This is a genomic window from Vannielia litorea (assembly GCF_019801175.1).
In the GTDB taxonomy this organism is placed as follows: Bacteria; Pseudomonadota; Alphaproteobacteria; order Rhodobacterales; family Rhodobacteraceae; genus Vannielia; species Vannielia litorea_B.
In genome coordinates, this window is the sequence record NZ_JAHVJR010000001.1 from 2,884,586 (window position 1) to 2,909,436 (window position 24,851).

Genomic DNA, 24,851 nt, shown 5'->3' on the forward strand with positions numbered 1-24,851 from the left:
CGAACCCCGGGACACCCGACTATGAAAACGACCATGAAGGCCGCCCTGCTGGCCTCTTCTTCCATTCTGGCCGCCAGCATCGCCGCCGCGCAGGATGTGATCGACCTTGAAGCCATCCGTGTTGAATCCGACGCCGCGCAAGACTCCCTCGGCAACGTTGAAATTTCTGGTGAAGAGATCGAAGAGCGGAACGCCGCGAGCACCGATGAGCTATTCGCTGGGCAATCCGAGATCCTCGCAACCGGCGGCTCGGTGATTGCGCAAAAGGTTCTGGTCCACGGCCTCGAAGAGAGCAACCTCGCCGTCACCATCGATGGCGCCCGGCAGAACAAGGGTGCCTTCCACCACACCGGCAACGTGCCGATTGATCCCTTCCTGCTGAAGAGCGTGAAGGTCAGCTCCGGCCTTGCCCCTGCCGATGCTGGCCCCGGCGCCCTCGCCGGCATCCTCGCCTACGAAACCAAAGATGCCCGCGACCTGCTCGAGCCGGGCCAGACCATCGGCGGCTTCACCGGCCTCACCTTCGGCTCCAATGGCGGCACCTTCCGCCGCTCCGGCGCGCTCTACGGGGCGCAGGGCGGGTTCGAATACCTGCTGGCCTATTCCCGCCAGACAGGCGACGATTACGAGAACGGCGATGGCGATGTGATCGGCGGGACCGAGCCCGACCTTACCGATTATTTTGCGAAGGTCGCCTACACCACAGATGCCGGAAAACGCTTCGAGTTCTCCGCTGAGCAAATCTCCGATCAGGGCCTGCGCCCCTTCCAGGGCGGCTTCCCGCGGCCCGACTTCGAGGATGTGCCGGGCCGTGGCACCACCTATCTCGTGGCGGTGACGGAGCGCACCAGCTACAGCTTCACCTATACCGATGAGAACCCGCAGGGCATCTGGGCTCCGACCATCCAGCTTGCCTGGAACGAGCAGCTTGTTGATGCCGAGAGCGCACAGGGCCGCAACCGCAGCCTTTCGGGCAAGGCGGAGAACAGGTTTGCGCTAGGCAGCGGCGTGCTGACCGCAGGCGTGGACTTCTTCCACGAGACCGCGACCAACACCGGCACGGCAGCCGACGCAGGTGAAGAAGAGCTTTCCAACATCGGCCTCTATGCCCAGATGCGGCAGGACGTGAGCAGCCGCGTGTCGCTCTCATACGGCGTGCGCCTCGACAGCCAGACCTACACCGGTGCCACCGGTGAGGAGTGGTCGTCTTCGGGCGTCAGCGTGAATGCAGCGGCAGACGTGCTACTAACCGACCGGCTCACCCTGAACGTCGGTGCAGCGTCGGTGTGGGGCGGCTACGAGCTGAATGAGGCGGCCTTGATCGGTCTGCGCTCGGCCCCGGTGTACGGCGACCAGATCACCAGCCGGTCCACGAACTTCCGCATCGGCCTGCGCTACGAGCAGGGTCCGTGGCAGGCGGGCTTTGCCCTGTTCCACACCAACATCAAGGACGCCAACGATCCCTTCACCACCATGGGGGAAGCGGCGGCCTACGATGTGACCTCTCAGGGCTTTGACGCCAAGCTGCGGTACACCGGCACACAGGGCTACATCGAGGGCAACTGGACCTATGCCGACGTGCAGATTGATGAAGGCCCCGTTTCGACAACGTCTTACTACGTGGGTCGCCCCGTGGGCCATATCATCGGCCTCTCCGGTGCGTGGGACGTGAACGAGCAGTGGACCCTTGGCGGCACCGCCGAGATCGCGCTGGAAGTCGATGAAGTGCCTGCGGGCTATGCCCCGCTCGACAGCTACGAGGTCGTGAACCTTTGGGCCAAGTGGACCCCGCCCAGCTACGACAACCTCACCGTCCGCTTCGACGTGAAAAACGTGTTCGACACGACCTACTCCGGGCGCGGCAACGATGGTGTCGGCTTCTCCGCCGTGGAACCGATTACCGAGCCGGGTCGGACGTTCCTGATCTCGGCGAACATGAAGTTCTGACCTGATCTGAAGAGAATTCCCGAAGGCGGCGCGCTCGCCTTCGGGACGCTGCGCAAACGCGTATAGCTCCGGTCGGAAGCTTGAGCACCCGGCACCAAAACGGCCGGCCTTAACCGACTGTTAACCAAGCTTCTGCATATCCTCGTGATCTCCGGCACGTGCCGGACAGGCAACTCGCCGCGAGGATTTAGGATGGCTTCAAAGGCCCAAGCCCGCCCGCTGAAAATTCTCTTGCTCGGTATCAACTACGCGCCCGAGATCATTTCGACCGCAGTCTACAACACCGATCTCGCCGAGGGCATGGCAAGCCGCGGCGCCGAGGTGCGGGTGGTCGCGGCCAAGCCCTATTATCCGGAGTGGCGTGTGCGGAAAGGCTGGCGTGGGCCGTTCTGGCGCAATCGGCGCTCCGAAACCGGCGTCAAGATCACTCATTGCCCGCTCTACGTGCCTGCCAACCCCACCGGCCTCAAGCGCATCCTGCACCATGCCAGCTTTGCCATCACCGCCCTTCCCATAGCCCTCTGGCGCGGGCTGGTCTGGCGCCCCGATATCGTATTCGTCGTCGCGCCTTCAATGATCTCTGCCCCCGTGGGTTGGCTGGCAGCCCGGCTTGCCGGTGCCAAGGCATGGCTCCACATTCAGGACTTCGAGGTCGAGGCCGCTTTTGCAACAGGCCTGCTGAAGCCCGAAAGCCGCATCGCGCGGGCTGCCCGGGCCTTTGAGCACTGGGTGCTGCGCCGTTTTGACCGGGTCAGCACGATCTCGGCACCGATGGTCGCCAAGCTTCGCCAGAAGCAGGTACCGCAAGAGCGCGTCTGCGAGCTTCGCAACTGGGCGAATCTCGAAAAGGTCAAACCGCTTGAGAGGCCATCGCCGATGCGCACCGAACTGGGCATCCACACGCCTCACGTCGTACTCTACTCCGGCAACCTCGCCAACAAGCAGGGACTTGAGATCATTCCCGACATTGCCCGACGGCTCGACCATCGCCGCGATGTTACATTCGTTGTCTGCGGCGACGGACCACTACGGTCACGGCTTGAAGAGATGTCTCGCGGCCTTTCGAACATCCGTTTTCTGCCGCTGCAGCCCATTGAGCGACTGGGCGAATTGCTGGGCATGGCCGACATTCACTTGCTGCCCCAGATCGCCGGCGCGGCCGATCTCGTCTTGCCATCGAAGCTGACCAACATGCTCGCCTCGGGCCGCCCGGTGCTGGCCACCACCGAGCCGGGCACAGCCCTAGCCGATGAGGTCGAGGGCGCCGGCTTGGTAACCCGCCCCGGTGACGGAGCGGCCGCCGCCGAAGCGTTGTCCGCGTTATTGGACGACCCTGAGCGCCGGGCCGCCCTTGGCACCAGAGCCCGCGCCCTTGCGCTGGAGAGATGGGATGCCACGCGCACGCTCAATGAGCTCAAATCGGCCTTTGAGCTACTTTGCAGTGACGGTCGGACAGCTCCGCATGAAACACCGCCTACGGAGCCAACTAGCACCGACCTTGCTTTGAATTCCCGGTTCCCGCTCAACCCAAAGGCCCTTCGCCAGCAGAACCGCTGAACACCTCAGGGATCGCGCTGGTGCTCCGCAACCAAGCGGCCCGGCGGAGCAGGCGTGCGACCGAGGCGCGACGCAACGAGCGTCTGATATGCCTGATAGAGCAGGAATGCCCAAACCAGAGGCCTCACGGGAAAGTCCGCCGAATAACGTGGGATCTCAGCAAACAGCGCCAGCGTCAGCAAATACAGCGTGGCGACCTTTGCCGAGTCAGGAAAGACTCTCGCCGTTTTCTGCATGCATCCCACGAACCATCCCCACAGCATCATCCCAAAGATGACCCCCGGCAGCCCGAAATCGGCATAAAAATCAGTGACGATATTGGATCCCACGCCCCACCCGGCTGTCGGTTCCAGCATCTCGCTCTTGAGTAGTTTCGACGTGGTGTCGAACGTCAGCGAGTCTCCGAAGACCACACCGCGCAAAAGCGGCACCACCCCCATGAACCCTACCAACTTGTAGAGGCCGTATCCGTAGTCCACCTTCTCCGGCACCGCCTCGAAAGTGGCGCGAAGCCCGATGGTGGTGATATTGAAGCTGTTGTCATCCCCCGCCGAAATCGCATTGCCACTCAGGCTCACCGCCAGAGCGTCCTTCAGCGGCATGGTCTGGGTCATCCGCAAAACCTCGATCGACTGATACAAGACCAACGCGCCAATCAGGAACGCCAACAGGTGGAGACGGGTCGCGCGCCAGACATAGGTGAACAGGCCGCCCACGATGAATATCCCGAAGAGCATGAAGCTGTTGCGATCGCCCGCCAGCAGTATCCGCGTGATCCAAAGCAGATTGACCCCCATCGCCAGCAACAGGCCGGGCGGCAATGGCTTGCGCTGTGCCAGCCTGCGAATGAACTCGCCCGTGCCAACCATCGCCAGCAGCAGGATGATCAGGTAGATGCCTTCTGCAATCTGCCCGCCCGACGAAGTGCCGGTGTAGCGCCCCTCGCTGGCGGCCCGGAATCCCAAAGCGAAATAGACAGCGATCAGCACCAGTTGGAGCGTCAGGCAGAAGACCGGAAGCGATCTGCTTGGCATACGCTTGCCCGAAACCCGAAGCGCCCGCCCCCGCAGCCCCGCGTCGACCCCGAAGTCAAACGCCAGCACCCCGATGGTGGCCGCGATCATCGCAAGGTTGGCGTGTTCCACATAGGTGCGCCGCAGAAAGATGCTGCGGTTCATATCTGTGAACCCGAGCAAATAGAGCTGGTAGGGATAGTAGAAGAGCAGGAAGTAGAAGAAGAAAAACAAAAGCTTCGGTGTTATAAACGTCGGCAACACGGGGCGTACCATGGCAGGCATCAAAAGCGCCCGGCCGAACAGCGTGTAAAAGACTGCGAGACACCCTGCCAGCACCAGCGGTGAAGCGCCGGCCGGCGCGCCGAAAAACAAGGCGGTTAGAAGCGCGACAAGGCACAGTTCGGCGAAATTGAAGTGGGTCAGCCTCATCCGCACCTCAACGCCGCAATGGCATCAGTTTTGCACGGGTGAGCGGCGACAGCATGAGCCAACCTGCCACCGCCGTCAGGCAGAGCGCTGGTGGAAGGGCAGTGACCACCCACGCGCTTTGCGGCACCAGTGGCGCAAGGAGCATGCTGAACGCAAGCGCTCCCGCAGCGACTGGCAGGCTCCGGCGCGGCAAGGCACTAGACGGCCCCAGCAAGCGGCGCACCATCACCGCGAACCCCAGCCACATCGGAAGTCGAGCAACCATGATGGCCGCGATCATGACCCAAGGCGCCCCCGTCAACGCAAGCGCGACCCCGCCGAAGAGAAGGGAAAGCAGCGTGCTTGCCGCACCAAGCAGGACTTTCGGCCTGAGCTTCAGCCCCGCGTCTTGTATCTGCCCGTCACACCGGCAGAGCGCCAGCTGAACAAAGGCGAGGCTCATGGCAATGGTCAGCGGCTGACCCATAAAAACCTCCGGGTCGGCCCAAAGGCCCACGAAGGCCTCGTTGAAGAGGATCATGAGGCTCGCCAGCACCGTGGCGAATGCCGCCACGATCTCCCGCGTCTCTCTTGCCCGCGCTGCAGCCTGTGCAATCTCACCTTGACCCAGCAAGCGCCCCAGACCCGGCATCATCGCGCTTGCGGTCATCAGGCAGGCGGCCAGCGCGAATTGCAGGACGAACGAGGTGAAGACCCAGGCCGTGACCGCAGTTGCGCCAAGGATTGCGCCTAAAAGCAGAACCTCAGTCGCGAGCATGAGGCGTGCCACCAGCGCCCAACCCAGCACCCAACCGCCGAACCGCGCGAGTTCACCTGTCTCTCCCGGTTCCGGGCGGCTTGCGCCAAACCACGGCAGCGAAGCGCGCGCCACCAGCCACGTCAGCGCACCGTTGAGCACAGTCGCCGCCAACACAACAGCCGCGAGCCCCACCAGCCCGCCAGGGCCGCTGAGGGCGACGATCACCAGCGCCGCGTTCGACAGCGGCAACAGCAACGTGGTCACCAGCATCGAGCGGTAACCAAGGTTGCTGCCGACCAGAGCTGTATCCGGAATACCTGAGACGCCCCGCGCCACCACGTTCAGCCCAAGCACCGCCCCCATCAACATCAGCGCCAAGCCGAGATGTTCCGGCACGTCTGCGATCAGGACCGGCAGCATCAATACGAGGCCCAACTGGATCAAAAGGAGCGCCGGCAACCACAGAAGCCAGACCCTGAGCGCCGATCCGACCATCCGCCTCAGCCCTCCCGTGTCCGCTTCTCTCCCGCGGTGGGCGATGACCCATTTCAAAGCCTGCGTCGCCTGCCCGTCCGCCACGGCTCCAACGTCAAAAAGCCGCTGAGTTGCTTTCCATATCCCGAAGGCGACAGGCCCTAGCGCCCCTGCGAGGAGCGGGTTAGCCACGAGGCCGACCCCTGCCAGAACCGCGAAGTTCAGGTAGCTGGCCAGCGCATTGCGGCGCGCCGGGCTCAAGGTGCAGATCCCGCACGGTTGAGGCGTATCAGCGCCTCTTGGAGGGTCGCCTCGGCGGAATTTTTTGATGAGAGCTCGGCAGGGTTGGACATCCTGTTTAGGAGCGCCGCAAAACTCGCCGCATAACTCTCGAGAAAAATGTCAAATGCTTCGTCCGACAGGCCCTCCCCCCGTGAGCACTGCGCCGGTCGACGCGCCACTCTATCGCGAAGCAATTCATCCGGTGCGGCCAGAAAAAGCGCACGACCACCCAGACTCTCAAAGGCTGAAATGGTGCGTTGCACTGTTTCCAACTCGGGTTTCAATCGCCCTTCTTTGAGGCACATCGCAACCTGAAAGAGCGGACCCTGATCGAGCAAAAGATGTGTTACGGGGCGATTTGCAGTGAGCTTTCCGCGCCGGACCAAATCGAGAAACGCATGCAATTGTGCATGGTTGCGGAAGACCTGCCACCGTTCATTCCCGCCATGCGGCCAGCCGCCCTCCGCAAGCGCGCGTGCGATGCCTCTCGCCGCCGCAACGGGATGCCTCCGGTAGGGCAGACCGGTCGCCGCATTGCCGAATTCGCGCACCAGACCGCGCGTGAGTGTCGACTTGCCCGCCCCCGTCAGACCCAGGACTTCGACGCGCAGAAAGGGCCGTGCAATCTCTTCCCACGCCCGGCGGAACACGCGTGCCTGAACCACTTCGGGGCGCAGCTCGCCGGTGTCGAGTACAAGCATGTTCGCTGCGGACCACTCGGCCCGCCATACTTCGCCGGAACGCGCCATAAGCGTCGCCCGATCGTCATCGGGGCGGCGCCGGCAGGCAACTTCCGGGTCGAGACGCAGAACGACCAGAAGGTCGGCTGAGACCGTCTTCCGGTAGAGGCGCTGCTCCCGGGCCGCCAGCCAGCGGCGGAGTGGGGTGTGCGCATCCTCGATCCGGGGCCCATCCATCTTGGTGATCTCCAGCCGATGGAGGCGGTCGAGGATCACGATACTCCCGGCCGCCCGCGCTCGCTCCGCCCGGCGAGAGACACTGCGGCGATCATGGGCCAGCGCAAGGCTTCGAAAGTCTTCCGCGAGCACCGACTGGCCCGCTGCTCTCAGGAGTTTACTCCATGCGGCGAGGCATAGTCCCAGCAGAGATCGCCCCGGCCGCCCAAAGTGCAGGCTCTCCACGGCGAGGTGTCGTCCAAGCGCTCGAGTCAGAGACGCCGAATTGGTGCTCTTGCCGGCACCATCCCCACCCAGAAAAGCAATAACTCTCCCGCCCTGCACGGCCTTCTTGCGGCCAGAAGAAACGACAGCAAAACCGCCTAGAAGCCTCTCGAACCGAGATCGATTGACGCGCCAAAAGCAAGCAAGCAAGGACCGCCACTCGCTTGCATCCCGCACTGCCGCGAGAGCCTGTTTAATCTCCCGCGCCGCAAGGCGAAGCTGCGCCCCACCCCCTTGTTCCGCAACTTCAGCCAGCTTTCGGAAACCGGCTGGTGAGAACGGCAGCCCAGAACTAGCCAAACTCTCATCAAGGCTCTCCAATGCCCCCTGACGTTTCAACCAATCGAACTCGCGCGCCACACCCGCGCGCGTCTCCGAGCGGTAAAGTGCCCGAAGTTGGCGTACTGGAAACTCCGCCACCGCCCCGGTCGCCGCGTACTTCAGCAGCACGCGGATGACGAAGATCACGAACTCACGCTCCGGCCGCGGCAACCAAATCGGCCCCGCACGGCGGCGCCCCTCCAGATACCAATGGACAAGCGGTAAGGTGTAGTTCTTGTGGTAGTCGTACCCCAGCGTCAGCCCAGAATGCAGGTGCAGGTGAATCAGTTGGCCCGCCTCGGCATCCATCGTGAAGTAGTGCAGCATATTGCGCTGCCATCCGTCCTTCTCCGAGATGCCCTGCACGTAGCCAAGCTCTGAAATCAGCGCCTTGGCCTTAGTCTGGTCCGTCGGGCGCACCAGCAGATCAAGGTCGTCACGGCCCGAGAGCGCCCTGTCGATGTTGTTGTTGCTCTTCCAGTGAACGTATCGAATGTCGGCGGCGTCTAGCGCGTTTAGCAGCCGGGAGATTTGCGGCAACACGATATGAACCGCACCACTATCCATGCGCTCGGTCTTCGGCTTGCACGGTCGGCGGCATTGTTTGGCGGCAAAACAGACGTAACGCGTTGCGTGCAGTTGTATGGCGATCGCGGAAGTCAGCATGAACCGCTAAACGGTCAAAATTCGTCGGCTTCCGACGGGCGCTTAGCCATTCATGGAACGCGGCACAAAAGTCGGCCTCCGGAGGCATCAAGTGCCCAATCCCTGCGATCTGAGACCTGATCGTTCCGCGATCCCGCGCGACCACCGTGACGCCATGTGCCATGGCCTCGAAGACCACCATAGGCTCGGCTTCATTAAGGTAGCTAGTCGCGAAGACGAACACATCGATCCCCTCGAAGAACGAGGACTTCGCAGCGCCGTAGACCGGCCCGAGCAAGCGAGCGCGACCCGCAGCAACAGCCGGGTGCGCCCTCAGTACCCGCGCGAAGTCTTGGTCAGCGACCGGCCCAGCCAGGTCGGCCTCAACCGAAATGCCCTTTGCATGCAGGTGCTCCACAAGATCCAGAAGCGTCACCGCGCCCTTCTCCGCCGAAAGGTTGGACAGCAACCCAAGCCGGAGCCGCGCGCCCTCCCGCGGCACCGCAACAACGTCGGCCACAGGCGAAACGAAGGCCGCATTGCTGATCACGCTGGCCCGTGCCGCTGGCCCATAGCGCGCCTCAAACGCCGCGCGCATGTCGCTTGACAGGAACACGTGGCGCATCTGGTCCAGCGGCGGTCGTGTGAGCCACCACATCAAGCGAGAAGGGGCATTGATATAAGCGTAGCTGTGATGGTGGCACGTCACTTCGTAACCCACGGCACGCGCAAGGCGGGCAAGAGCCAGCGTGAAGAGCAGGCCGCGCCCACCTTCACAGGGGATATAGGCCAGCCGCGCACCGCGCCGCCGAGCCACAAGCAAGGCGAACATGGCGACAAGGCACCGCAATATCCGCGACGCCCCTTTCAGGCCGGCCCGCGATGATAAGGGCGCCAGGTTGACCCGCTGCACCTCGCCCTGCTGCTCCAACGCATCGGCCATGGCCTCGGTAACAGCGCTGAACCCATGCACCGGCGGAGGGAACTGGCCGATCGCCAGAAGAGGCCCGCCGCGACCGTTCATGCGCCCGCTCCCCCAGCCTCAGGCCTTTGCCGAACCCACCGAGCAGGCTGCCCTGCATAGATGCCGCCGCCCTCCAGCGGCGTCAGCACCAGTGACCGTGCGCCAATGACCGCACCATCGCCGATACTCACCCCGGGGCCAACAAAAGCGCCTGCCGCAATCCAGACTTCCGAACCAATTTCGACCGGTGCGTTGGCGTAGGCAAAGTCCAAGCGCGCGGGCTCATGCGAGCCAGTGCAGATGTAGCAATCCTGCGAAATACACGCGTTGTCGCCAACCGTGATGCTCTCCAGCGAGTAAAGCTCCGCCCGGTCCCCGATCCAGCAATTCGCCCCCAAACGTACCTTCCAAGGATAGGTCACCCGCGCCGAGGGTCGGATGAGGCAACCCTTCCCGACCGTCGCGCCGAAGGCCCGCCACCAGAAGGCGCGCCAGCCGTACATGAACTGAGGAGAGCTTTGCACCAGCACGGCCTGAACCAGCCACCAGAGCTGCACGACGAATGCCGATCGGCCACGAGAGCCGGGGGGCAGGCGAAAGCTGCCAAGATCCTGATACCGCGCCAAGACGTACCGTTCCAATCATCCCAGTCCGGACACTCGCCATCAGGTTGTGCCCAGACTTCTTTGGTAGTCCCATCAAGCGCTTCGGGCAAGTGCGACGGCCTTGGCCCGTCAGGCCTTGTCGACCCGCAAATCGGCATCTTCCATGCGGCTTTTCCAGTCTTGCGCCCGCTCGCTGAGCCGCCTGACGACCTGTGCAGGGTTTCCGGCAACGATGCTATCAGGCTCAACCGTGCCGCGAACGACGGAACCCGCCGCCACAACCACATCATCCCCGATCACCGTGCCCGGAAGCAGGGTCGCCCCCATCCCGACAAAGACATTGTCGCCGAGCGTGATGGGCCGGATGAAGGCAATGTCCGTTTCCGGCGCCTCGCCGATCGCCCTCAAACCAGCGGTAAGCGAATAGTCGTGCGTCAACAGAATGACCCGCTGTGAGATCACGACCCGGTCTCCAAGCGTGATCCGGTTGAAATCGTCGAACTTGGCGTCCAGCGCGATATAGCGAGGGCAGCCGGTCATCCGCAGGCCCATCGCGCGGAGCAGCGGCAGATAGGCCCGCATGCAAAGCCGCGCCGAGATCGGCTCGATGGCGCGAAGCAGCATCCGGACCGCGTGAAAGATCAGGCGCGACAAGGGGCGGCGGAGCGAGATCATTCCGCGACCTCCATGAAATGTCGTTTGTAACAGGCCGCCACCGCCGGTGCGGTCAAGGCTGCAACCTTGGCCTGCGCATAAGCCAGACAGGACCTATCTTCCACCGCGAGAGCCTTACCAATCTCCCGGGCCACGTCCGATGGCGCGGCGTCGGGAGTCACATAGAACGGGTATTCCGGCCCAAGGAGCGCCACGTGCTCGTCGATCCGAGACGCGACGATAAGGTTGCCGAGGCTGATGTTCTCAATAACCGCGTTGGGCGTGCCCTCGTGTCTGCTAAGCGTCACATAGACCGGGTCGCGCTGGTAGACCGGCAAAATGTCGGGCTGGTGCCCTTCCAGTTCCACGCACCCCACGCCGCCAGCCTGCCCCACGATTGCCGACACCGCCTCACGCTCGCTTCCGTCGCCCAGAATGCGAAAGCGGGCCGGGCTGCCCTGGGCGGAAATAACGAACGCCTGAGCAAGCTGGCGCACGTTCTTCTGCGGTTCGAGACGACCGGCAAACACCACCTCGCGCTGCGACGTGCCAGCAGAGTTGGCGGTCAGCCCAGCAGCAAGGTTGATGTTCGGCACCACGTGCAGCGCCGCAGCGCCGATGCCGTTTGCGAGCCAATAGCGGCGCCCGGCCTCGGAGTTGCACAGGATGCGCCGCGCCCGAAGCGCTAACCTGCGCCGCAGCCCGTAACGCCAGTTCGACGTGTAGTGGCTGTCACGCTCGGTCATGACCCACGGCACGTGCCGGCCAGTTGCGCCAAGCAGTGACGTGCTCAGGGCGGCGAGCACATCACTTCCATGGAGCCAGCTGCAAATCACATCCGGCCGCAACTCGCGCAATCGCTTCGCCATGCGGAATATGTTGCGGGGATCATAAACTGAGCCGCCGGAGAGCCGCACCGCTCTAATCCTGTCCTGCCTCAGGGCCGCAAAATTCTCGCCTTCCTGAAAATAGATCAGCTGCACTTCGATATCGGGTTCGAGGGCCAGCGCGTTCATCAGGGCGACGCATTGCTTTTGCGCGCCGCCCTGACCGAAGCTGCTTATGGCAAAGCACAGGCGCATTCCGTCCACAATCCCGGCAGGGCGGACCCTGCCTTCTGCGCCCGCGAGTGTTCGGCAGGCGATGCATTTCATCTCAGGGTAGTGAGCGTGTTTTGCGGAACAAAGGCAAGCGTCGTGCAAATCGGCTTCATCCGAGCCGCGCCGAAAACATCTGTCGCGGCTCGGGGAAATACTCACAAGATCTGGCTGAAACTCACCTCATCGAAGGCCACATTTCCCCCGGCGCTGCCCACTCCAACGCCAAAGAGCGTCCGGTCGGTCCAAGCCGCGCAGTTCACGCCCTCAAGCCCCGGCACCGCCGTTCCATTGCGCAGCACCGTCACCGCCTGCCCCACCAGTTCCACGCGGACCGTATCGCCATCAGCCCAGGCCCCACCCGTTCCGGCCGCGATCACCGTCTTCGCGTTCGCAACGATGGATTGCAGTTCGATCTGGCCGCCCTGAACAGTCAGCCGCAACAGGTTCGTCTGGTTCGTGGCTCGCAGCGCAATATAGCCGCCGATTACTAGGCTGCCCGAGACTGTCACCTCAAAGGCTCCATCCGGCGCGCCCGCCTCCGCCACGAGGTAATGCGAGCCGCCCGCCACAGTAGTATTCGCCAGCTTGTTTCCGGCGAGCAGCCACGCCCCGCCGCTACCAAGCGCCTGCCACGTCTTCGGCACTGCGCCTTCCGTCTCGACCGGCGGCCCATCGGCCCGCGTGAAACTGTCGGTGAAGCCAAGATCATCCACGGCCGCCAGGCTGACCTGCCCGGTGGCGATCGTGGCCGCAAAGCGATCATCCGGCACGAAACTCGCGCTGAAGCTATGCAGGCCGCTAGCGATGCCCCCGATCACCGTGCTGGCCAAGCCACCCGCAACAACCTCCGTGGCAAGCGGCAGCCCCGCCTCGAAGAAGGTCACACTGCCGGGCTGGCCGGTGGAAACCTCCGCCGTCACCGCCACGTCGTTCCCGGTCTTCACGAATGCGCCGGAGGGGCCGGTCAGCGTTAGCGAAACAGCCTCGCGTGCCGCCATTGCCGCAGAGACCGTGGCCTGCGCCTGACCAATCGAGAACCCTCCCGCAATAGCCCGCGCCAGCGCCTCATGGCCTTGAGCATTGGGATGAACGCCCTCCGGCAAGGTCAGTTCGGGGCCGATCACGTTGAGCGTATCCACGAAGGCCCGACCCGCACTCGCGGCCGCTGCTGCAACCTCGGCGTTGACGGCAGAGAACCCCGGCTGGGCGGGCCCGCTGACCGCGACAAACGGCACATCCGATAGACCGGTTAGTGCGCTCTCCACCGCCGCCTGAATGCCGCTTTCCCCGTCGTCGTTGCGCGACCCTGCGCAGATAAGCGCCATCACGCCCGAGCCGAGAATCTCCGGCAACCGCCCACCGAAGGCATTGGCAGACCCGGCGTTCACCCAGCCAGTTCCTCCCACCGCAAAGTTGACGATCCGATCCGCCCCAAGCAGCCGCGCGATGAAGTATCCCGCCGTTTCCAACCCACTAGCGCCGCCCACGCTATACCCCGCGCCGCGAAAGAAACTGTCCCCCAACACGCCGACCGGGCGCGCCACGGGCGCGGCGGGCCGGGTCAGCCCCTGCCCCGATGGCACGATCACGCCGTTCAAGCTGGAGACGGTCTCCATCTCCAAGGTGATGTGCCGCGCCCGCGCCGTAGGAAAGGCCACACGAACGTAATGGATCGCGTTGGGCGTGGTCGCATGCCGCTCGAGGTGAAGGCTGTGTAGCTTGCCGTCCACCACCACCCGCAGCCCAAGGTCGTAGCCGGAAGCCGGCACATAAACCTTTGCCTCGAAGACATCATTCGCCGCATCGGTGACAAACTCGAGGTTGCAGTAATAAGTGATCCCGAGCGTGGACAGCCCCGCCGCGATCCGCCCTGAGCCGGTCTTTCGCACATCAAGGCACCCATCGTAACGGTAGTGCGGGTCGCCGTGAAAATCGGCTGAGCAATCCACCAGCGTCCCGGCCAGCGTTTGCGCGGTGCCTATGCTGATTGTGGGCACATCCTCCGGCGCGAGATTGGCGAGCAGGCCCTCGAGTGAAAGGGACCGCCCCCGCCGCAAGCGCAGGCTCGGCGTCTGTGTAAGATCAAGGGTGAATCCGGTCATGCTCAGACCACGAAGCCATGAATGCCCGTCGCAGTGGTCCCCGTGGCCTGCACCCGCCGCACGCCTACCGGCAGCATCGACTGGTCGGCCACTGCAACCGTCCGCATCGCCCCGGCTTGCGTGACAATCACGAGGTCCCCGCCGGTCTCGATGTAAAGCGCCACGCAAACGGCGGACAGGTTGGTGTTGTCGGACGGTGTAACCGGAATGATATCGGTCGCGGGGCCGGAGAGGCTGGGTGTGCGGTTCTTGAACGGATCGTGCATGGAAGCGGGCTCCCTGTGGTTGAAACTGTGGAAATCGTCGCGCCGGTTCGCGCCGGTCGGAATTCGTTCCGGCCGACCCTAAGCGAGCTTCCTTTACGAATGCCGAGACCACCGAACGGCAGACCCCATCCGTCACCGAGCCGCAAAACCCGCCTTTCCCTTGCAACCACCCTCTCAGCCGTTACACCAAGGGCCAGCATGACAGGTGAGGAGAGCAGACCGATGGCCAAGCAGCTGCTGTTTTATGAAACCCCCGCCGCGGTGAATCCCGCGCGGCACGGCAAGACGCTTGTAAAGGACACCGGCGACTTCAGCTTTGCCGCCGGGGTCAACTCCGTGCCCATCGCCGCCGCCGAATTCGCGCTCTGCGCCGCCGAGTATCCTATTGTGTTTGCGGGCGATCCGAAGGCCCCCGTGCCCTCGGTGATCCTCGGTCTGGACGGGTCACGCAATGCCTTCATCGGCAAAAAGGGCAATTGGCTGGGCAGCTACGTTCCGGCCTACATCCGCCGCTACCCGTTCGTCCTGTCGCAGCAGGACAAGACCGGCACCCAGACCCTGCACATCGATGACAGCGCCGCCTGTCTTGCGACCAAGGGCAAGGGCGAGGCACTTTTCGATGCAGGCGGCAAACCAACGCCCTACCTCGAAGGCGTGCTGAAGTTTCAGCAGGATTATCAGGCCCAGCACCAGCGGACCCAGGCCTACGCCCAGCGGCTTGCGGACCTCGAGTTGCTCAAGCCGATGCAGGCCAATTACACCACGCCCTCAGGTGAGAAGCGCACGCTTCAGGGCTTCTTCACCGTCGACCGTGAAAAGCTGAAAGGCCTGGAGGATGATGCGGCGCTCCAGATGTTCCGCAATGACGAGCTGGAATGCACCTTCCTTCACCTCGCTTCGGCTCGGAACTTCAAGGCACTCGCAGATCGGGTGAGCGAGGCCGCAAAGGCGGCGTAACCTCAGGGTCGCGCGTATCTGACATAGGCAAACCGGCGGGCATCAGGTGACCAAGACGGCACGTTGATGCTGCCCTGCCCGCCGAAGAAGGCGCAGAGCGTCTTCGGCGCTCCGCCGCTCGCGGGCATGAGTCTCAGCTCGACCTCACGGCCAAACGGGTGCCCTTCGGTGCCGGGCGGGTAGGCGAGATAGAGGACGTGCTCACCATCCGGCGAAGGATGCGGAAACCAGTCCACGCTATCACCGCCCGTCATCTCCTCGGGGTCTTCCCCGCCCGGCCCCATGCGCCACAGGTTCATCTGCCCGCTCCTGTCGGAGTTGAACCAGATATGGTGGCCGTCGGGGGTGTAGTCCGGCCCGTCATAATGCCCACCACCGGCAATCAGCACCGTCTCGTCGCCCCCGGCTTCAGGGATCGTGGCAATGCCGAAAACCCCATCACGTCGGCAGGTGTAGGCCAGCCGTTCGCCATTGGGCGACCAGCCGTGCCACCAACTTGGCGTCTGCATCGTGATCCGCTCGGGTACACCGCCACCCGCAGGCAGGGTGTAGATGCAGGACGCTCCAGCTTCACTGCTGTCGGAAATCGCGAGCCATTTGCCGTCAGGCGAGAGGCCGTGATCGTTGTTCAGGCCATCGTGCAGGCCGGTGTCGATCAAATCCAAAACAGGCACATCGAGCGGCACGCGATAGAGCCACCCCTCTGCGTTGACGATCAGCGCATCCCCCGCCCAGTTCGGCGCCTCGATGTGCCGCTCGGTCTCCAGCATCGTCTGGCTACGGCCGGTCTCAAGGTCGAATATTTCAAGCGCGGCGAACATCAGGTCGGGTCGTAGCTGAACCGAGTGAAATCAGCGGTGCGGCCCTGTCCGGTGATGTCGAAGCACATCATCCCCACAAAGGCCCCGGTGAACGAGCCATGCTCGCCCCTCCCGCCTTCGTCGGAAATCACGCTGGCATCCAGTTCCGGCCCGAAGGGCTGCCAGTTGCCGCCACCCTGCCGATAGATGAATTGCTGCTTGGCGTGGTCGACTTCAACCGCCAGTTCCACTGGCCCCTCGGCCAGAGACACCGGCTCGGCCGGAAACTGCATTCGCCCATCCGGCCAGTCACCGGGGCAGGACATCAGCAATAGGCAGCGTCCTTGCTCCTCCGTCCAAGAAACAGCGGCAAAGTGGAACTTGTACCGGTTGTAGTAGGTCGTCAGCCCGGCGGCCTGCTGGTAGGTCGTCGGCTCAAACACCTCCAGCGTCGTCGCCGCGCGATACCGTAAGTGCTCCTGCCGCCGCGCCACGAGTGCTTGCTCGAACCAGCTGCCAATGCTCTCCCGCCCGATGAGCCTCAGCGCCTCGCCGGTCAGCGTAAAGATCCGCTCCGGCTCCGGCGTCCGCAACCATTGGAACTCGGGCGGAAGCTCATCCGCAAACTTCCGCTCCACGGAAACCGGCGCCCGCTGCTTCACATCAAACGGCGCTGGCACTTCCAGATGCGCCAGCGTGCCGCCGCCCTCGACATAAAGCCAATCGTCCCGCCATTCGCATTTCTCGATCCCCGTCTCCCGCCCCAGCGGCGAAAACCGCCCCGGCAGGGGCCGCGAACAGAGGAAAGTGTGATAGGTCTCGCCCTCGGGCGTTTCCACGATCTGCCCATGCCCGGTGCGTTGCAGCGGCGCGTCCGGGTCATCCTTGGCGGTCAGCAGGTGGGTGTCAGGGTGCAATTCATACGGCCCAAACACATCGCGCGAGCGCGCCATCGTCACCGCGTGACTATACCCCGTGCCGCCCTCGGCCACGGTCAGGTAGTACCACCCATTCCGCTTGCTCAGGTGCGGGCCTTCCGTCAGCCCCAGCGGCGAGCCCTTGGAGATCACCTTGATCTCACCTTTCAGCCCCTCCTCTAGGTGCCACTCCTGGCAAAGAATACCGTCGAAGGCGGATGTCTTCGGCTTGCCGCCGATGCTCTCGCTGATGTGGTTCCATTGTAGCACCAGCCAGTATTTGCGGCCATCGTCGTCGTGGAAGAGCGAAGGGTCGAACCCGTGGCTGCTCACATTCACCGGGTCACTCCACGGTCCTTCGATGGAGGGCGCGGTGACGATGTAATTATGCGCATCCTTGAAGTTGCCGTCATAGCGCTTCACGTCGGTATAGACGAGCCAGAAGAGCCCGTCGGCGTAGCTCAGGCAGGGCGCCCAGATGCCGCAACTGTCCGGGTCGCCGCGCATATCTAGCTGGCTCGCACGGCTCAGCGGGCGGCAGGCCAGATCCCAGTTCACCAGGTCTTTCGAGCGGTGAATCTGCACGCCCGGATACCACTCGAAGGTGGAGGTGGCGATGAAATACTCATCCCCCACGCGGCAGATCGAGGGGTCGGGGTTGAAGCCCGGCAGGATCGGGTTGCGGATCATCGTTGCGCAGCTCCCTTCGTCTGCTCGGCAGATTGCGCCCAGAGGTTGATTGCCTCCTCGTCTGCGTATTCGTCGATCTCCGCCAGCTCGGCCTCCGTGAACTCCAGGTTCCCCACCGCGCCCACGCAGTCGACCACCTGGCTCGGTTTCGAGGCCCCGATCAGCGCCGTGGTGATCCCGCCGCCGCGCAGCACCCAGGCAATCGCCATTTGCGCCAGCGTCTGCCCGCGCCGCTCGGCGATGTCGTTGAGTGCCCGGATGTTCTCGATCGCCCTTTCGCTCAGCATTTCGCTGCACAGGCTCTTGCCCTGCGTCGCCCGGCTGCCCTCGGGCACGCCGTTCAGGTACTTCGCCGTCAGCATCCCCTGCGCCAGCGGCGTGAAGGCGATGGAGCCCACGCCCAGCTCGGCCAGCGTGTCCTTCAACCCGTCCCGTTCCACCCAGCGGTTGATCATGTTGTAGCTCGGCTGGTGGATCAGGCAGGGCGTGCCAAGCTCGCGCAGGATCGCCACAGCCTCCCGCGTCCGCTCGCTGTTATACGAGGAAATCCCCGCATAAAGCGCCCGCCCCGAGCGCACGATGAAATCCAGCGCGCCCATCGTCTCTTCCAGCGGCGTGTCCGGGTCGAAGCGGTGCGAATAGAAGATATCGACGTAATCCAGCCCAAGCCGCCTCAGCGACTGGTCGCAGCTTGCCACCAGATACTTTCGGCTCCCCCACTCGCCGTATGGCCCCGGCCACATGCCATAGCCTGCCTTAGACGAGATAATCAGCTCATCCCGATAGGGCGCAAAATCGGTCCGCAAGATCTCGCCAAAGGCCTGCTCCGCCGCGCCGGGCCTCGGCCCATAGTTGTTGGCGAGGTCGAAATGGGTGATCCCGTGGTCAAAGGCCGTCCGGCAGATCTCCCGCTTGGTCTCGTGGGGCGCGTCATCGCCGAAGTTGTGCCACAGCCCGAGCGACACGGCGGGCAGCTTCACCCCCGACTTGCCGCAGCGACGATACTCCATCCGCTCGTACCGGTCCTCCGCGGCGGAATACACACTCATGCCAGCAGCGCCTTAGCCGCATCCGGCCCCAGCGCGGCAGGCCGCTCGCAGGTGGTGGAGATGTCCAGCGCACGCCCCTCCTCGCCCGCCTTGAGGATCGAGGTCATCACGTCCACCACATGGGTGGCGAAGTCATCCGAACAGCGGTGCTTGCGCCCCTCGAGGATAGCGGCGCCCATGTCCGCCAGCCCGGCCGTGCGGTAGTTCGCCCGGCCATTGTCATTGGCCTTCGAGAATGGATGCGCCCAGTCCCGCGACAGGTTGGTGAAGGCACCCTTCTCGGTCACCCGAACCTCTCCGCCGAAGAAGTTAGGATCGGGCACATGCAGCGTGCCCTCGGTGCCATAAAGCTCCATGTTCGAATGCCCGTGCTGCCACACGTCCCAGCTGGCGATAAACGTCACCTGCGCACCGCTCGCGAACTGCAAGATCGAGTGAATCGTGGTCGGCGTCTCCACCTTGATCTTCTCGCCATGGCGCGGCTGCGAGGTGATGGTGCGATATTCATTCGCACTCGAACTCATCGCCACCACACGGCTCACCGGCCCCAGCAGCTGCACGAGGTTGCTCACGTAATATGGCCCGATATCCAGCACCGGCCCGGCGCCGGGCTGGAAGAAGAAATCGGGGTTCGGGTGCCACATCTCCATACCCGCGCTCTGCACGAAGCAGGTGCCGGAGGTCACACGGCCCACCGCTCCGCTGTCCACCAGATGCCGCGCCAACTGATGCGCCCCACCGAGGAAAGTATCGGGCGCCGAGCCCACCCGCAGGCCCTTCTCGCCTGCAATGGCCTTCAGCGCCTCGCCCTCCTCCAGCGTCAGCACAAATGGCTTTTCGCTATACACATGCTTGCCCGCCTCCAGCACGCGCTTCGACACCTCGAAATGCGAATTGGGCACTGTCAGGTTCACCACCACATCCACGTCATCTGCCGCCAGCAGCCCGTCGATGCTATCTGCCCGCAAACCGAACTCCTCGGCCCGCGCCTTGGCAGCCTCTTCGTGCAGGTCCGCGCAGGCCCGTATCTCGATGCCCTTGAAGAGCGGCGCGAGGCGCATGTAGGCGGCCGAGATGTTGCCGCAGCCGATCACGCCAATTCCCAGTGTATCCGCCATGGCTCAATACCCCTTCACGGCTTCGAGCGACCGCTGCGCAAAGCGCCGCGCATCGTTGGGCTTGTCGTGCTCCATCACGAACAGGTCCACGCCCGCGCCCTCCAGCGCCGCCATCAGCCCCGGCCAATCCATCACGCCATGGCCCACATCGGCCCAGCCGTCCTCATCGGCGCACTCGCCCTCGGGGGCAATGTCCTTCACATGGGCTGTGGTGATCCGATCCTTATGATCAGCGATCCACTTCAGCGGGTCCGCTCCGCCGCGCACCACCCAGGCCACGTCCATCTCCCACTCGATCTCGGGCGCGACCTCGAGCAGGATCTGCATCGGCAGGGTGCCATCCTCCAGCGCCATGAACTCCCAATGATGGTTGTGCCAGCCAAAGCGCAGCCCAGCGCCCTGCACCCGCTTGCCCGCCTCGTTCAGCCGGTTGGCGAGGTGTTTCCAGGCCGCCAGATCGGCCCCATTGCGGTACTCATCCGTCGGCGCCGGGCAGAACAGCCGCTCCATGCCCAGCACCTTGGCCGCGGCGATGCTCTTGTCAAAATCCTCCTCGAACGATGTGAGCGGAAAGAAGTGCCCCGATGGCATCGCTAGTTGGTTGGCGTCCAGCAGCGCCTTGAAGCCATGCGGGTCTTCATAGACGCCACCAAAGCCTTCGACATAGCTGTAGCCCAGCGATGCCAGGTGGTTGAGCGTGTCTTCCCAAGCCCCGGCGTCGCGGGAGGAGTAGAGCTGGTATGAGATCATCATGATCGGTCCTGTCGTGTCGGCTCAGAGCCGGGTTTCGTTCGTTTTTTCAAAGAGGTGTGCGCGCTCGGGCGAGAAACCGAGTGGAAGGGGCGCGCCGGGGGCGATCTCGGTCTGCCCGTCGATCCGCACCCACACGTGCCGCCCCGCCACGTCGCAACGTAGCAGCGTGTCGGAGCCGAGCGGCTCCACCAGTTCTACAGTGGCCTCCACCTGAAACGGCTTATGCGCGGCAACTTCGCCGCTGGCGATGTGCTCGGGCCGGATGCCGAGCCAGGCCGCATCGTCCTGCGCCTCGTCCTGCCAGTCGTAGCCCGTGAGCGGAATCGCCAGCTCGCCCGACAGAAAGTTGCCGCCCTGCACCTCGCCCTCGAAGAAGTTCATCGTCGGCGAGCCGATGAACTCGGCCACATATTTGTTGGCCGGGCGGTTGTAGATGGCGTTGGGCGCATCGAGCTGCATCACCGCCCCGCCCTTCATGATCGCGATCCGGTCGGCCAGCGTCATCGCTTCGATCTGGTCGTGGGTGACGTAGATCATCGTGTTGCCCAGCGTCTGGTGTAGCTGCTTGATCTCCACCCGCAGGTCGGCCCGCAGCTTGGCATCGAGGTTCGAGAGCGGTTCGTCGAACAAAAACACGTCCACGTCCCGCACCAGCGCTCGCCCTATCGCCACCCGCTGCCGTTGCCCGCCCGAAAGAGCCGAAGGCTTACGGTCCAGTAGCGGCTCAATCTGCAGCACCTGTGCCGCCCGGTTCACCCGGTCGGCGATCTCGGCCTTGCTGACCCCTGCGTTCTTCAACCCAAAGCTCAGGTTCCCGCGCACGGTCATCTGCGGGTAGAGTGCGTAGCTCTGAAACACCATGCCGATGCCCCGCTTGCTCGGCTCCTCCCAAGTCACGTTCTTGCCGCCGATCCAGATCTGCCCGTCGGTCACGTCAAGCAGCCCGGCAATACAGTTAAGCAAGGTGGATTTGCCGCAGCCTGAGGACCCCAGCAGCACGAGGAACTCGCCCTGCTTAACATCGAGGTTCAGATCCTGAAGCACCTTCACGGCGCCGAACGAAAGGTCGAGGTGTTTGATTTCGATTGAATGTTCCATGCCTCAGCCTTTGACCGCGCCCGCCGCGATGCCGCGCACGAAGAGTTTTCCGGAGATGAAGTAGATGACGAGGGGCACTAGGCCGGTGAGCAACGTCGCCGCCATGTTGACGTTGTATTCCTTCACCCCCTGCACCGAGTTGACGATGTTGTTGAGCTGCACCGTCATCGGGTAGAGGTCCGGCTTGGTGTAGACCACGCCGAAGAGGAAGTCGTTCCAGATACCAGTGACTTGCAGGATCATCGCCACCACAAAGATCGGCAGGCTCATCGGCAGCATGATCTGGAGGTAGATCTGCCAGAACCCGGCCCCATCAACCCTTGCGGCTTTGAACAGCTCCTCCGGCAGCGAGGTGAAGTAGTTGCGGAAGAGCAGCGTGAGGATCGGCATCCCGAAGACCGAGTGCACCAGCACCAGCCCGGTGAGCGAGCCGTAGAGCCCGATCTCGCGCAGGATGATAACGATGGGGTAAAGCATCACCTGATAGGGGATGAAGGCCCCGAAAATCAGGATGGTGAAGAAGATATCCGCGCCCTTGAACCGCCAGTTGGCGAGTGCGTAACCGTTCACCGAGGCGATGAGGATCGACAGGATCACCGAAGGCACGGTGATCCGCACCGAGTTCCAGAACCCCCGGCTCAACCCGTCGCAATTCAGCCCGGTGCAAGCCTCCGCCCAAGCCTTCACCCAAGGCTGAAATGTGATCTCAACCGGCGGCGCGAAGATGTTGCCCAGCCGGATCTCGGGCATCCCCTTCAGCGAGGTCACAACCATCACCCAGAGCGGCAGCAGGTAGTAGAGCGCCACCACGATCAGCGTGCCGTAGATGAAGATGTTGCGCCGCGAGAACCGGCGGCGCGGCTTGGGTCCGCGCGGCCCGTCGAGCGCGTCGGCACCCACGCCAGCCACGTTGAGGATACCGGGGTCAGACACGCTTCTTCCCCCCGAATTCGAGATAGGCCCAGGGAATGATGACCACCAGCACCGCAAGCAGCATCATCGTCGAGGCCGCAAAGCCCTGCCCGAGGTTCTGACCCTGGAACATGTAGTCATAGACATATTTCGCCGGCACATCCGAGGCGATCCCCGGCCCGCCCCCTGTCTGCGCCACGATCAGGTCGTAGAGGCGCACGATACCGGAGGCGATGATGACGAGGGTGGTGATGAAGACCGGTCGCATCATCGGGATGACGATGAAGATGTAGGTCTTCCACATCGGGATGCCGTCGACCCGCGCGGCCTTCCAGATCTCCTGATCGATCCCGCGCAACCCCGCGAGCATCAAGCACATCACCAGCCCGGTGCCCTGCCACAGCCCTGCAATAAGAACGCCATAGATGACGATATCCGCGTTATAGAGCGGGTCGAAATCGAAGCTCTCCCACCCCATCGCCCGGATCACCGACTGGATGCCGAAGTCGGGGTTCAACAGCCATTGCCAGACGAGGCCAGTCACGATGAAGCTCAACGCGAAGGGATAGAGCAGGATCGTCCGAAAGGTGTTCTCGAACCGGATTTTCTGGTCTAGCAACGCCGCCAGCACGAAGCCGATCACGAGACTGAACACCACCATGCAGGCGCCATAGATCAGCAGGTTCTCGATCGCCACGTTCCAGCGCTCGGTCCCCCAGAGGCGCTCATATTGCTGAAAGCCCACGAACTTCTCGCGCGGCAACAGCTTGGAGTTGGTGAAGGAGTAAACAACCGTCCAGATCGTGCCCCCGGTGAAGACCACGAGGGCCGTCAGCACCATTGGAATGGCGGCGATCTTCGCGTTGATGTTCCGAAAAAGCCCTAACGGGCGGGCCGCAGCCATGGCACTCCCCTCTCGCGCTGGTAGGTCAGCCATGGAACCGGGCCACGCCTGTCAGCGCAGCCCAGCCCCTGGGTGGACGCGTGTCAGTCCTTGTTCTCGACGATGCTCACGAAACGCGCCTGCGCGTCGTCGGCAGAGATCGACGGATCCTGGAAGAACTGAACGAAGAGGTCGTTCAACTGGTTGTTGGTGTCTTCGGTGTTCAGCATGTTCACGTCGGGCATGGTCTTGCCGTCTGCGAGCAGCTGGAGGCCCTTCTTCATGCAGTCGTTGGCGCTGGCGAGGTCGACGTCACCGCGGATCGGCAGCGAGCCCTTCTTGAGGTTGAAAGCCACCTGAGTCTGCGGCTTCAACAGGGTCGCTGCCAGCGCGTCCTGCGCGGCTTCGATCTCGGCATCGCCGGTCTCGGGGAAGTAGAAAGCGTCACCGCCGGTCGAAAGCACCTCGATCACGCCAAGTCCCGGCAAGCAGGTGTAATCCTCACCGGCAACTTCACCGGCCACGGCAAACTCGCCCTGCGCCCAGTCGCCCATGATCTGGCCGCCCGCGGCATCGGTGATCACAAGGTTGGTGGCCTGGTTCCAGTCCTGCACGTTGGAGCCTTCGACCATGCCACGCATGTCTTCGGCCGCCTTGAACACGCGGGCCATCTCTTCGCCGCCCGCCAATTCGGCATCGCCGTCGCCATAAACCTTCTGCAGCACGTCCGGCCCTGCCAGAGTGGCCATCAGCACGTTGAATGCGCCCGAACTCTGCCAAGGCTGCCCGCCCAGCGCCATCGGCTGGATACCGGCCTCTTTTAGTGCAGGGGCCGCAGCCACGAACTCGTCCCAGTTGGCCGGCACGTCCACGCCTGCCGTCTCGAAGGCCCCATTGGAGAGCCACAGCCACTGCCACGAGTGAATGTTCACCGGCGCGCAGTAGATCTTGCCGTCCACCGTGCAGGCGTCCAGCAAGCTCGGCGGGTTCACGATATCCGTCCAGCCCTCGGCCTCGGCGACATGGGTCATGTCGCGCAGCAACCCGGCCTCGATCAGCTCCTCCGCTTGACGCCCGTGGTTGAATTGGAACGCCCCCATCGGGTCGCCACCGATGATCCGGCTCACCATCACCGGGCGGGCGGTGCCCCCGCCCCCGGCAATCGCGCCGTCGATCCACCTGTGCTCGGTCTGGCCCTCGAATTCGGTGGCAAACTGCTGCACGGCTGCGGCTTCGCCGCCCGATGTCCACCAATGTGTCACCTCAAGGTTGGCCGCCGAAACGGCGGACCCTGCGCACAGCGCCGTGCCCGCCATCAGAATGGTGCGAAACGTCATCTCTATTCCTCCCTGCGGGCGCTGCGCGGGGCAGGCCCTGTCATTTTTTACGCAC

21 protein-coding genes are annotated in these 24,851 nt (G+C 63.5%); 3 read left to right on the forward strand and 18 right to left on the reverse strand.

The window, feature by feature from the left end; genetic code table 11:
* Nucleotides 1-21 precede the first annotated feature (21 nt).
* A complete protein-coding gene (locus KUV38_RS14145) occupies nucleotides 22-1,947 on the forward strand; it encodes a TonB-dependent receptor domain-containing protein (RefSeq protein ID WP_222470662.1) in 1,926 nt (641 codons plus the stop codon).
* A gap of 231 nt (nucleotides 1,948-2,178) precedes the next feature.
* On the forward strand, nucleotides 2,179-3,504 hold the full coding sequence (locus KUV38_RS14150) for a WcaI family glycosyltransferase (protein WP_261385231.1): 1,326 nt from the start codon (nucleotides 2,179-2,181) through the stop codon (nucleotides 3,502-3,504).
* 5 nt (nucleotides 3,505-3,509) lie between these two features.
* Here KUV38_RS14150 and KUV38_RS14155 read toward each other — a convergent pair whose 3' ends face one another.
* The 9 genes from KUV38_RS14155 to KUV38_RS14195 form a co-directional block, all read right to left on the reverse strand.
* Entirely contained in the window at nucleotides 3,510-4,949 is a 1,440-nt protein-coding gene (locus KUV38_RS14155) for an O-antigen polymerase (protein WP_222470663.1), read from the reverse strand.
* Between the two features lie 7 nt (nucleotides 4,950-4,956).
* Complete coding sequence (locus KUV38_RS14160; RefSeq protein WP_222470664.1) at nucleotides 4,957-6,183, reverse strand: hypothetical protein; 1,227 nt, start codon at nucleotides 6,181-6,183, stop codon at nucleotides 4,957-4,959.
* Between the two features lie 236 nt (nucleotides 6,184-6,419).
* Nucleotides 6,420-8,612: a hypothetical protein gene (locus tag KUV38_RS14165; protein ID WP_222470665.1), complete on the reverse strand. Its 2,193-nt coding sequence runs from the start codon at nucleotides 8,610-8,612 to the stop codon at nucleotides 6,420-6,422.
* Nucleotides 8,506-9,615, reverse strand: a complete 1,110-nt coding sequence (locus KUV38_RS14170; RefSeq protein WP_222470666.1) for a glycosyltransferase family 4 protein — start codon at nucleotides 9,613-9,615, stop codon at nucleotides 8,506-8,508. The genes KUV38_RS14165 and KUV38_RS14170 overlap by 107 nt, the downstream gene beginning before the upstream one ends.
* The gene (locus tag KUV38_RS14175) at nucleotides 9,612-10,196 is read right to left on the reverse strand and encodes a WcaF family extracellular polysaccharide biosynthesis acetyltransferase (RefSeq protein WP_315898630.1); all 585 of its coding nucleotides are present in this window, start codon (nucleotides 10,194-10,196) and stop codon (nucleotides 9,612-9,614) included. The genes KUV38_RS14170 and KUV38_RS14175 overlap by 4 nt, the downstream gene beginning before the upstream one ends.
* Nucleotides 10,197-10,289: 93 nt before the next feature.
* Entirely contained in the window at nucleotides 10,290-10,835 is a 546-nt protein-coding gene (locus KUV38_RS14180) for an acyltransferase (RefSeq protein WP_222470667.1), read from the reverse strand.
* Nucleotides 10,832-11,968, reverse strand: coding sequence for a glycosyltransferase (locus KUV38_RS14185; RefSeq protein ID WP_222470668.1), 1,137 nt, complete (start codon nucleotides 11,966-11,968; stop codon nucleotides 10,832-10,834). Before KUV38_RS14185 ends, KUV38_RS14180 begins: the two co-directional genes overlap by 4 nt.
* A gap of 101 nt (nucleotides 11,969-12,069) precedes the next feature.
* The gene (locus tag KUV38_RS14190; RefSeq protein WP_222470669.1) at nucleotides 12,070-14,016 is read right to left on the reverse strand and encodes a hypothetical protein; all 1,947 of its coding nucleotides are present in this window, start codon (nucleotides 14,014-14,016) and stop codon (nucleotides 12,070-12,072) included.
* 2 nt (nucleotides 14,017-14,018) lie between these two features.
* On the reverse strand, nucleotides 14,019-14,282 hold the full coding sequence (locus KUV38_RS14195) for a hypothetical protein (RefSeq protein ID WP_222470670.1): 264 nt from the start codon (nucleotides 14,280-14,282) through the stop codon (nucleotides 14,019-14,021).
* Nucleotides 14,283-14,504: 222 nt separating this feature from the next.
* On the opposite strand from KUV38_RS14195, the gene KUV38_RS14200 reads away from it, so the two are divergent.
* The gene (locus KUV38_RS14200; protein WP_222470671.1) at nucleotides 14,505-15,239 is read left to right on the forward strand and encodes a SapC family protein; all 735 of its coding nucleotides are present in this window, start codon (nucleotides 14,505-14,507) and stop codon (nucleotides 15,237-15,239) included.
* A gap of 2 nt (nucleotides 15,240-15,241) precedes the next feature.
* Here KUV38_RS14200 and KUV38_RS14205 read toward each other — a convergent pair whose 3' ends face one another.
* The 9 genes from KUV38_RS14205 to KUV38_RS14245 all read right to left on the reverse strand — a co-directional run bounded on the left by KUV38_RS14205 (nucleotide 15,242) and on the right by KUV38_RS14245 (nucleotide 24,796).
* The gene (locus KUV38_RS14205; RefSeq protein ID WP_222470672.1) at nucleotides 15,242-16,060 is read right to left on the reverse strand and encodes a TolB family protein; all 819 of its coding nucleotides are present in this window, start codon (nucleotides 16,058-16,060) and stop codon (nucleotides 15,242-15,244) included.
* Complete coding sequence (locus tag KUV38_RS14210) at nucleotides 16,060-17,646, reverse strand: glycoside hydrolase family 43 protein (RefSeq protein WP_222470673.1); 1,587 nt, start codon at nucleotides 17,644-17,646, stop codon at nucleotides 16,060-16,062. The genes KUV38_RS14205 and KUV38_RS14210 overlap by 1 nt, the downstream gene beginning before the upstream one ends.
* Nucleotides 17,643-18,695: an L-glyceraldehyde 3-phosphate reductase gene (mgrA, locus tag KUV38_RS14215; RefSeq protein WP_222470674.1), complete on the reverse strand. Its 1,053-nt coding sequence runs from the start codon at nucleotides 18,693-18,695 to the stop codon at nucleotides 17,643-17,645. The genes KUV38_RS14210 and mgrA overlap by 4 nt, the downstream gene beginning before the upstream one ends.
* Nucleotides 18,692-19,813 carry a Gfo/Idh/MocA family protein gene (locus KUV38_RS14220; protein ID WP_222470675.1) on the reverse strand — a complete coding sequence of 374 codons (1,122 nt, stop codon included), beginning with the start codon at nucleotides 19,811-19,813 and terminating at the stop codon, nucleotides 18,692-18,694. The genes mgrA and KUV38_RS14220 overlap by 4 nt, the downstream gene beginning before the upstream one ends.
* A 3-nt stretch (nucleotides 19,814-19,816) precedes the next feature.
* A complete protein-coding gene (locus tag KUV38_RS14225; protein WP_222470676.1) occupies nucleotides 19,817-20,566 on the reverse strand; it encodes a sugar phosphate isomerase/epimerase family protein in 750 nt (249 codons plus the stop codon).
* 21 nt (nucleotides 20,567-20,587) lie between these two features.
* The gene (locus KUV38_RS14230; protein ID WP_222470677.1) at nucleotides 20,588-21,664 is read right to left on the reverse strand and encodes an ABC transporter ATP-binding protein; all 1,077 of its coding nucleotides are present in this window, start codon (nucleotides 21,662-21,664) and stop codon (nucleotides 20,588-20,590) included.
* Nucleotides 21,665-21,667: 3 nt separating this feature from the next.
* Nucleotides 21,668-22,597: a carbohydrate ABC transporter permease gene (locus tag KUV38_RS14235; RefSeq protein ID WP_315898631.1), complete on the reverse strand. Its 930-nt coding sequence runs from the start codon at nucleotides 22,595-22,597 to the stop codon at nucleotides 21,668-21,670.
* Nucleotides 22,590-23,480: a carbohydrate ABC transporter permease gene (locus tag KUV38_RS14240; RefSeq protein WP_222470678.1), complete on the reverse strand. Its 891-nt coding sequence runs from the start codon at nucleotides 23,478-23,480 to the stop codon at nucleotides 22,590-22,592. Before KUV38_RS14240 ends, KUV38_RS14235 begins: the two co-directional genes overlap by 8 nt.
* Before the next feature lie 83 nt (nucleotides 23,481-23,563).
* Nucleotides 23,564-24,796, reverse strand: a complete 1,233-nt coding sequence (locus KUV38_RS14245; RefSeq protein WP_261385232.1) for an ABC transporter substrate-binding protein — start codon at nucleotides 24,794-24,796, stop codon at nucleotides 23,564-23,566.
* Nucleotides 24,797-24,851 lie beyond the last annotated feature (55 nt).

Bases quoted from the DNA above. Each gene is read 5' to 3' on its own strand.
- KUV38_RS14145 (WP_222470662.1), top strand. From the start codon at position 22: ATGAAAACGACCATGAAGGCCGCCCTGCTGGCCTCTTCTTCCATTCTG.
- KUV38_RS14155 (WP_222470663.1), bottom strand. From the start codon at position 4,949: ATGAGGCTGACCCACTTCAATTTCGCCGAACTGTGCCTTGTCGCGCTT.
- KUV38_RS14160 (WP_222470664.1), bottom strand. From the start codon at position 6,183: ATGGTCGGATCGGCGCTCAGGGTCTGGCTTCTGTGGTTGCCGGCGCTC.
- KUV38_RS14165 (WP_222470665.1), bottom strand. From the start codon at position 8,612: ATGCTGACTTCCGCGATCGCCATACAACTGCACGCAACGCGTTACGTC.
- KUV38_RS14170 (WP_222470666.1), bottom strand. From the start codon at position 9,615: ATGAACGGTCGCGGCGGGCCTCTTCTGGCGATCGGCCAGTTCCCTCCG.
- KUV38_RS14180 (WP_222470667.1), bottom strand. From the start codon at position 10,835: ATGATCTCGCTCCGCCGCCCCTTGTCGCGCCTGATCTTTCACGCGGTC.
- KUV38_RS14185 (WP_222470668.1), bottom strand. From the start codon at position 11,968: ATGAAATGCATCGCCTGCCGAACACTCGCGGGCGCAGAAGGCAGGGTC.
- KUV38_RS14190 (WP_222470669.1), bottom strand. From the start codon at position 14,016: ATGACCGGATTCACCCTTGATCTTACACAGACGCCGAGCCTGCGCTTG.
- KUV38_RS14195 (WP_222470670.1), bottom strand. From the start codon at position 14,282: ATGCACGATCCGTTCAAGAACCGCACACCCAGCCTCTCCGGCCCCGCG.
- KUV38_RS14200 (WP_222470671.1), top strand. From the start codon at position 14,505: ATGGCCAAGCAGCTGCTGTTTTATGAAACCCCCGCCGCGGTGAATCCC.
- KUV38_RS14205 (WP_222470672.1), bottom strand. From the start codon at position 16,060: ATGTTCGCCGCGCTTGAAATATTCGACCTTGAGACCGGCCGTAGCCAG.
- KUV38_RS14210 (WP_222470673.1), bottom strand. From the start codon at position 17,646: ATGATCCGCAACCCGATCCTGCCGGGCTTCAACCCCGACCCCTCGATC.
- mgrA (WP_222470674.1), bottom strand. From the start codon at position 18,695: ATGAGTGTGTATTCCGCCGCGGAGGACCGGTACGAGCGGATGGAGTAT.
- KUV38_RS14220 (WP_222470675.1), bottom strand. From the start codon at position 19,813: ATGGCGGATACACTGGGAATTGGCGTGATCGGCTGCGGCAACATCTCG.
- KUV38_RS14225 (WP_222470676.1), bottom strand. From the start codon at position 20,566: ATGATGATCTCATACCAGCTCTACTCCTCCCGCGACGCCGGGGCTTGG.
- KUV38_RS14230 (WP_222470677.1), bottom strand. From the start codon at position 21,664: ATGGAACATTCAATCGAAATCAAACACCTCGACCTTTCGTTCGGCGCC.
- KUV38_RS14240 (WP_222470678.1), bottom strand. From the start codon at position 23,480: ATGGCTGCGGCCCGCCCGTTAGGGCTTTTTCGGAACATCAACGCGAAG.
- KUV38_RS14245 (WP_261385232.1), bottom strand. From the start codon at position 24,796: ATGACGTTTCGCACCATTCTGATGGCGGGCACGGCGCTGTGCGCAGGG.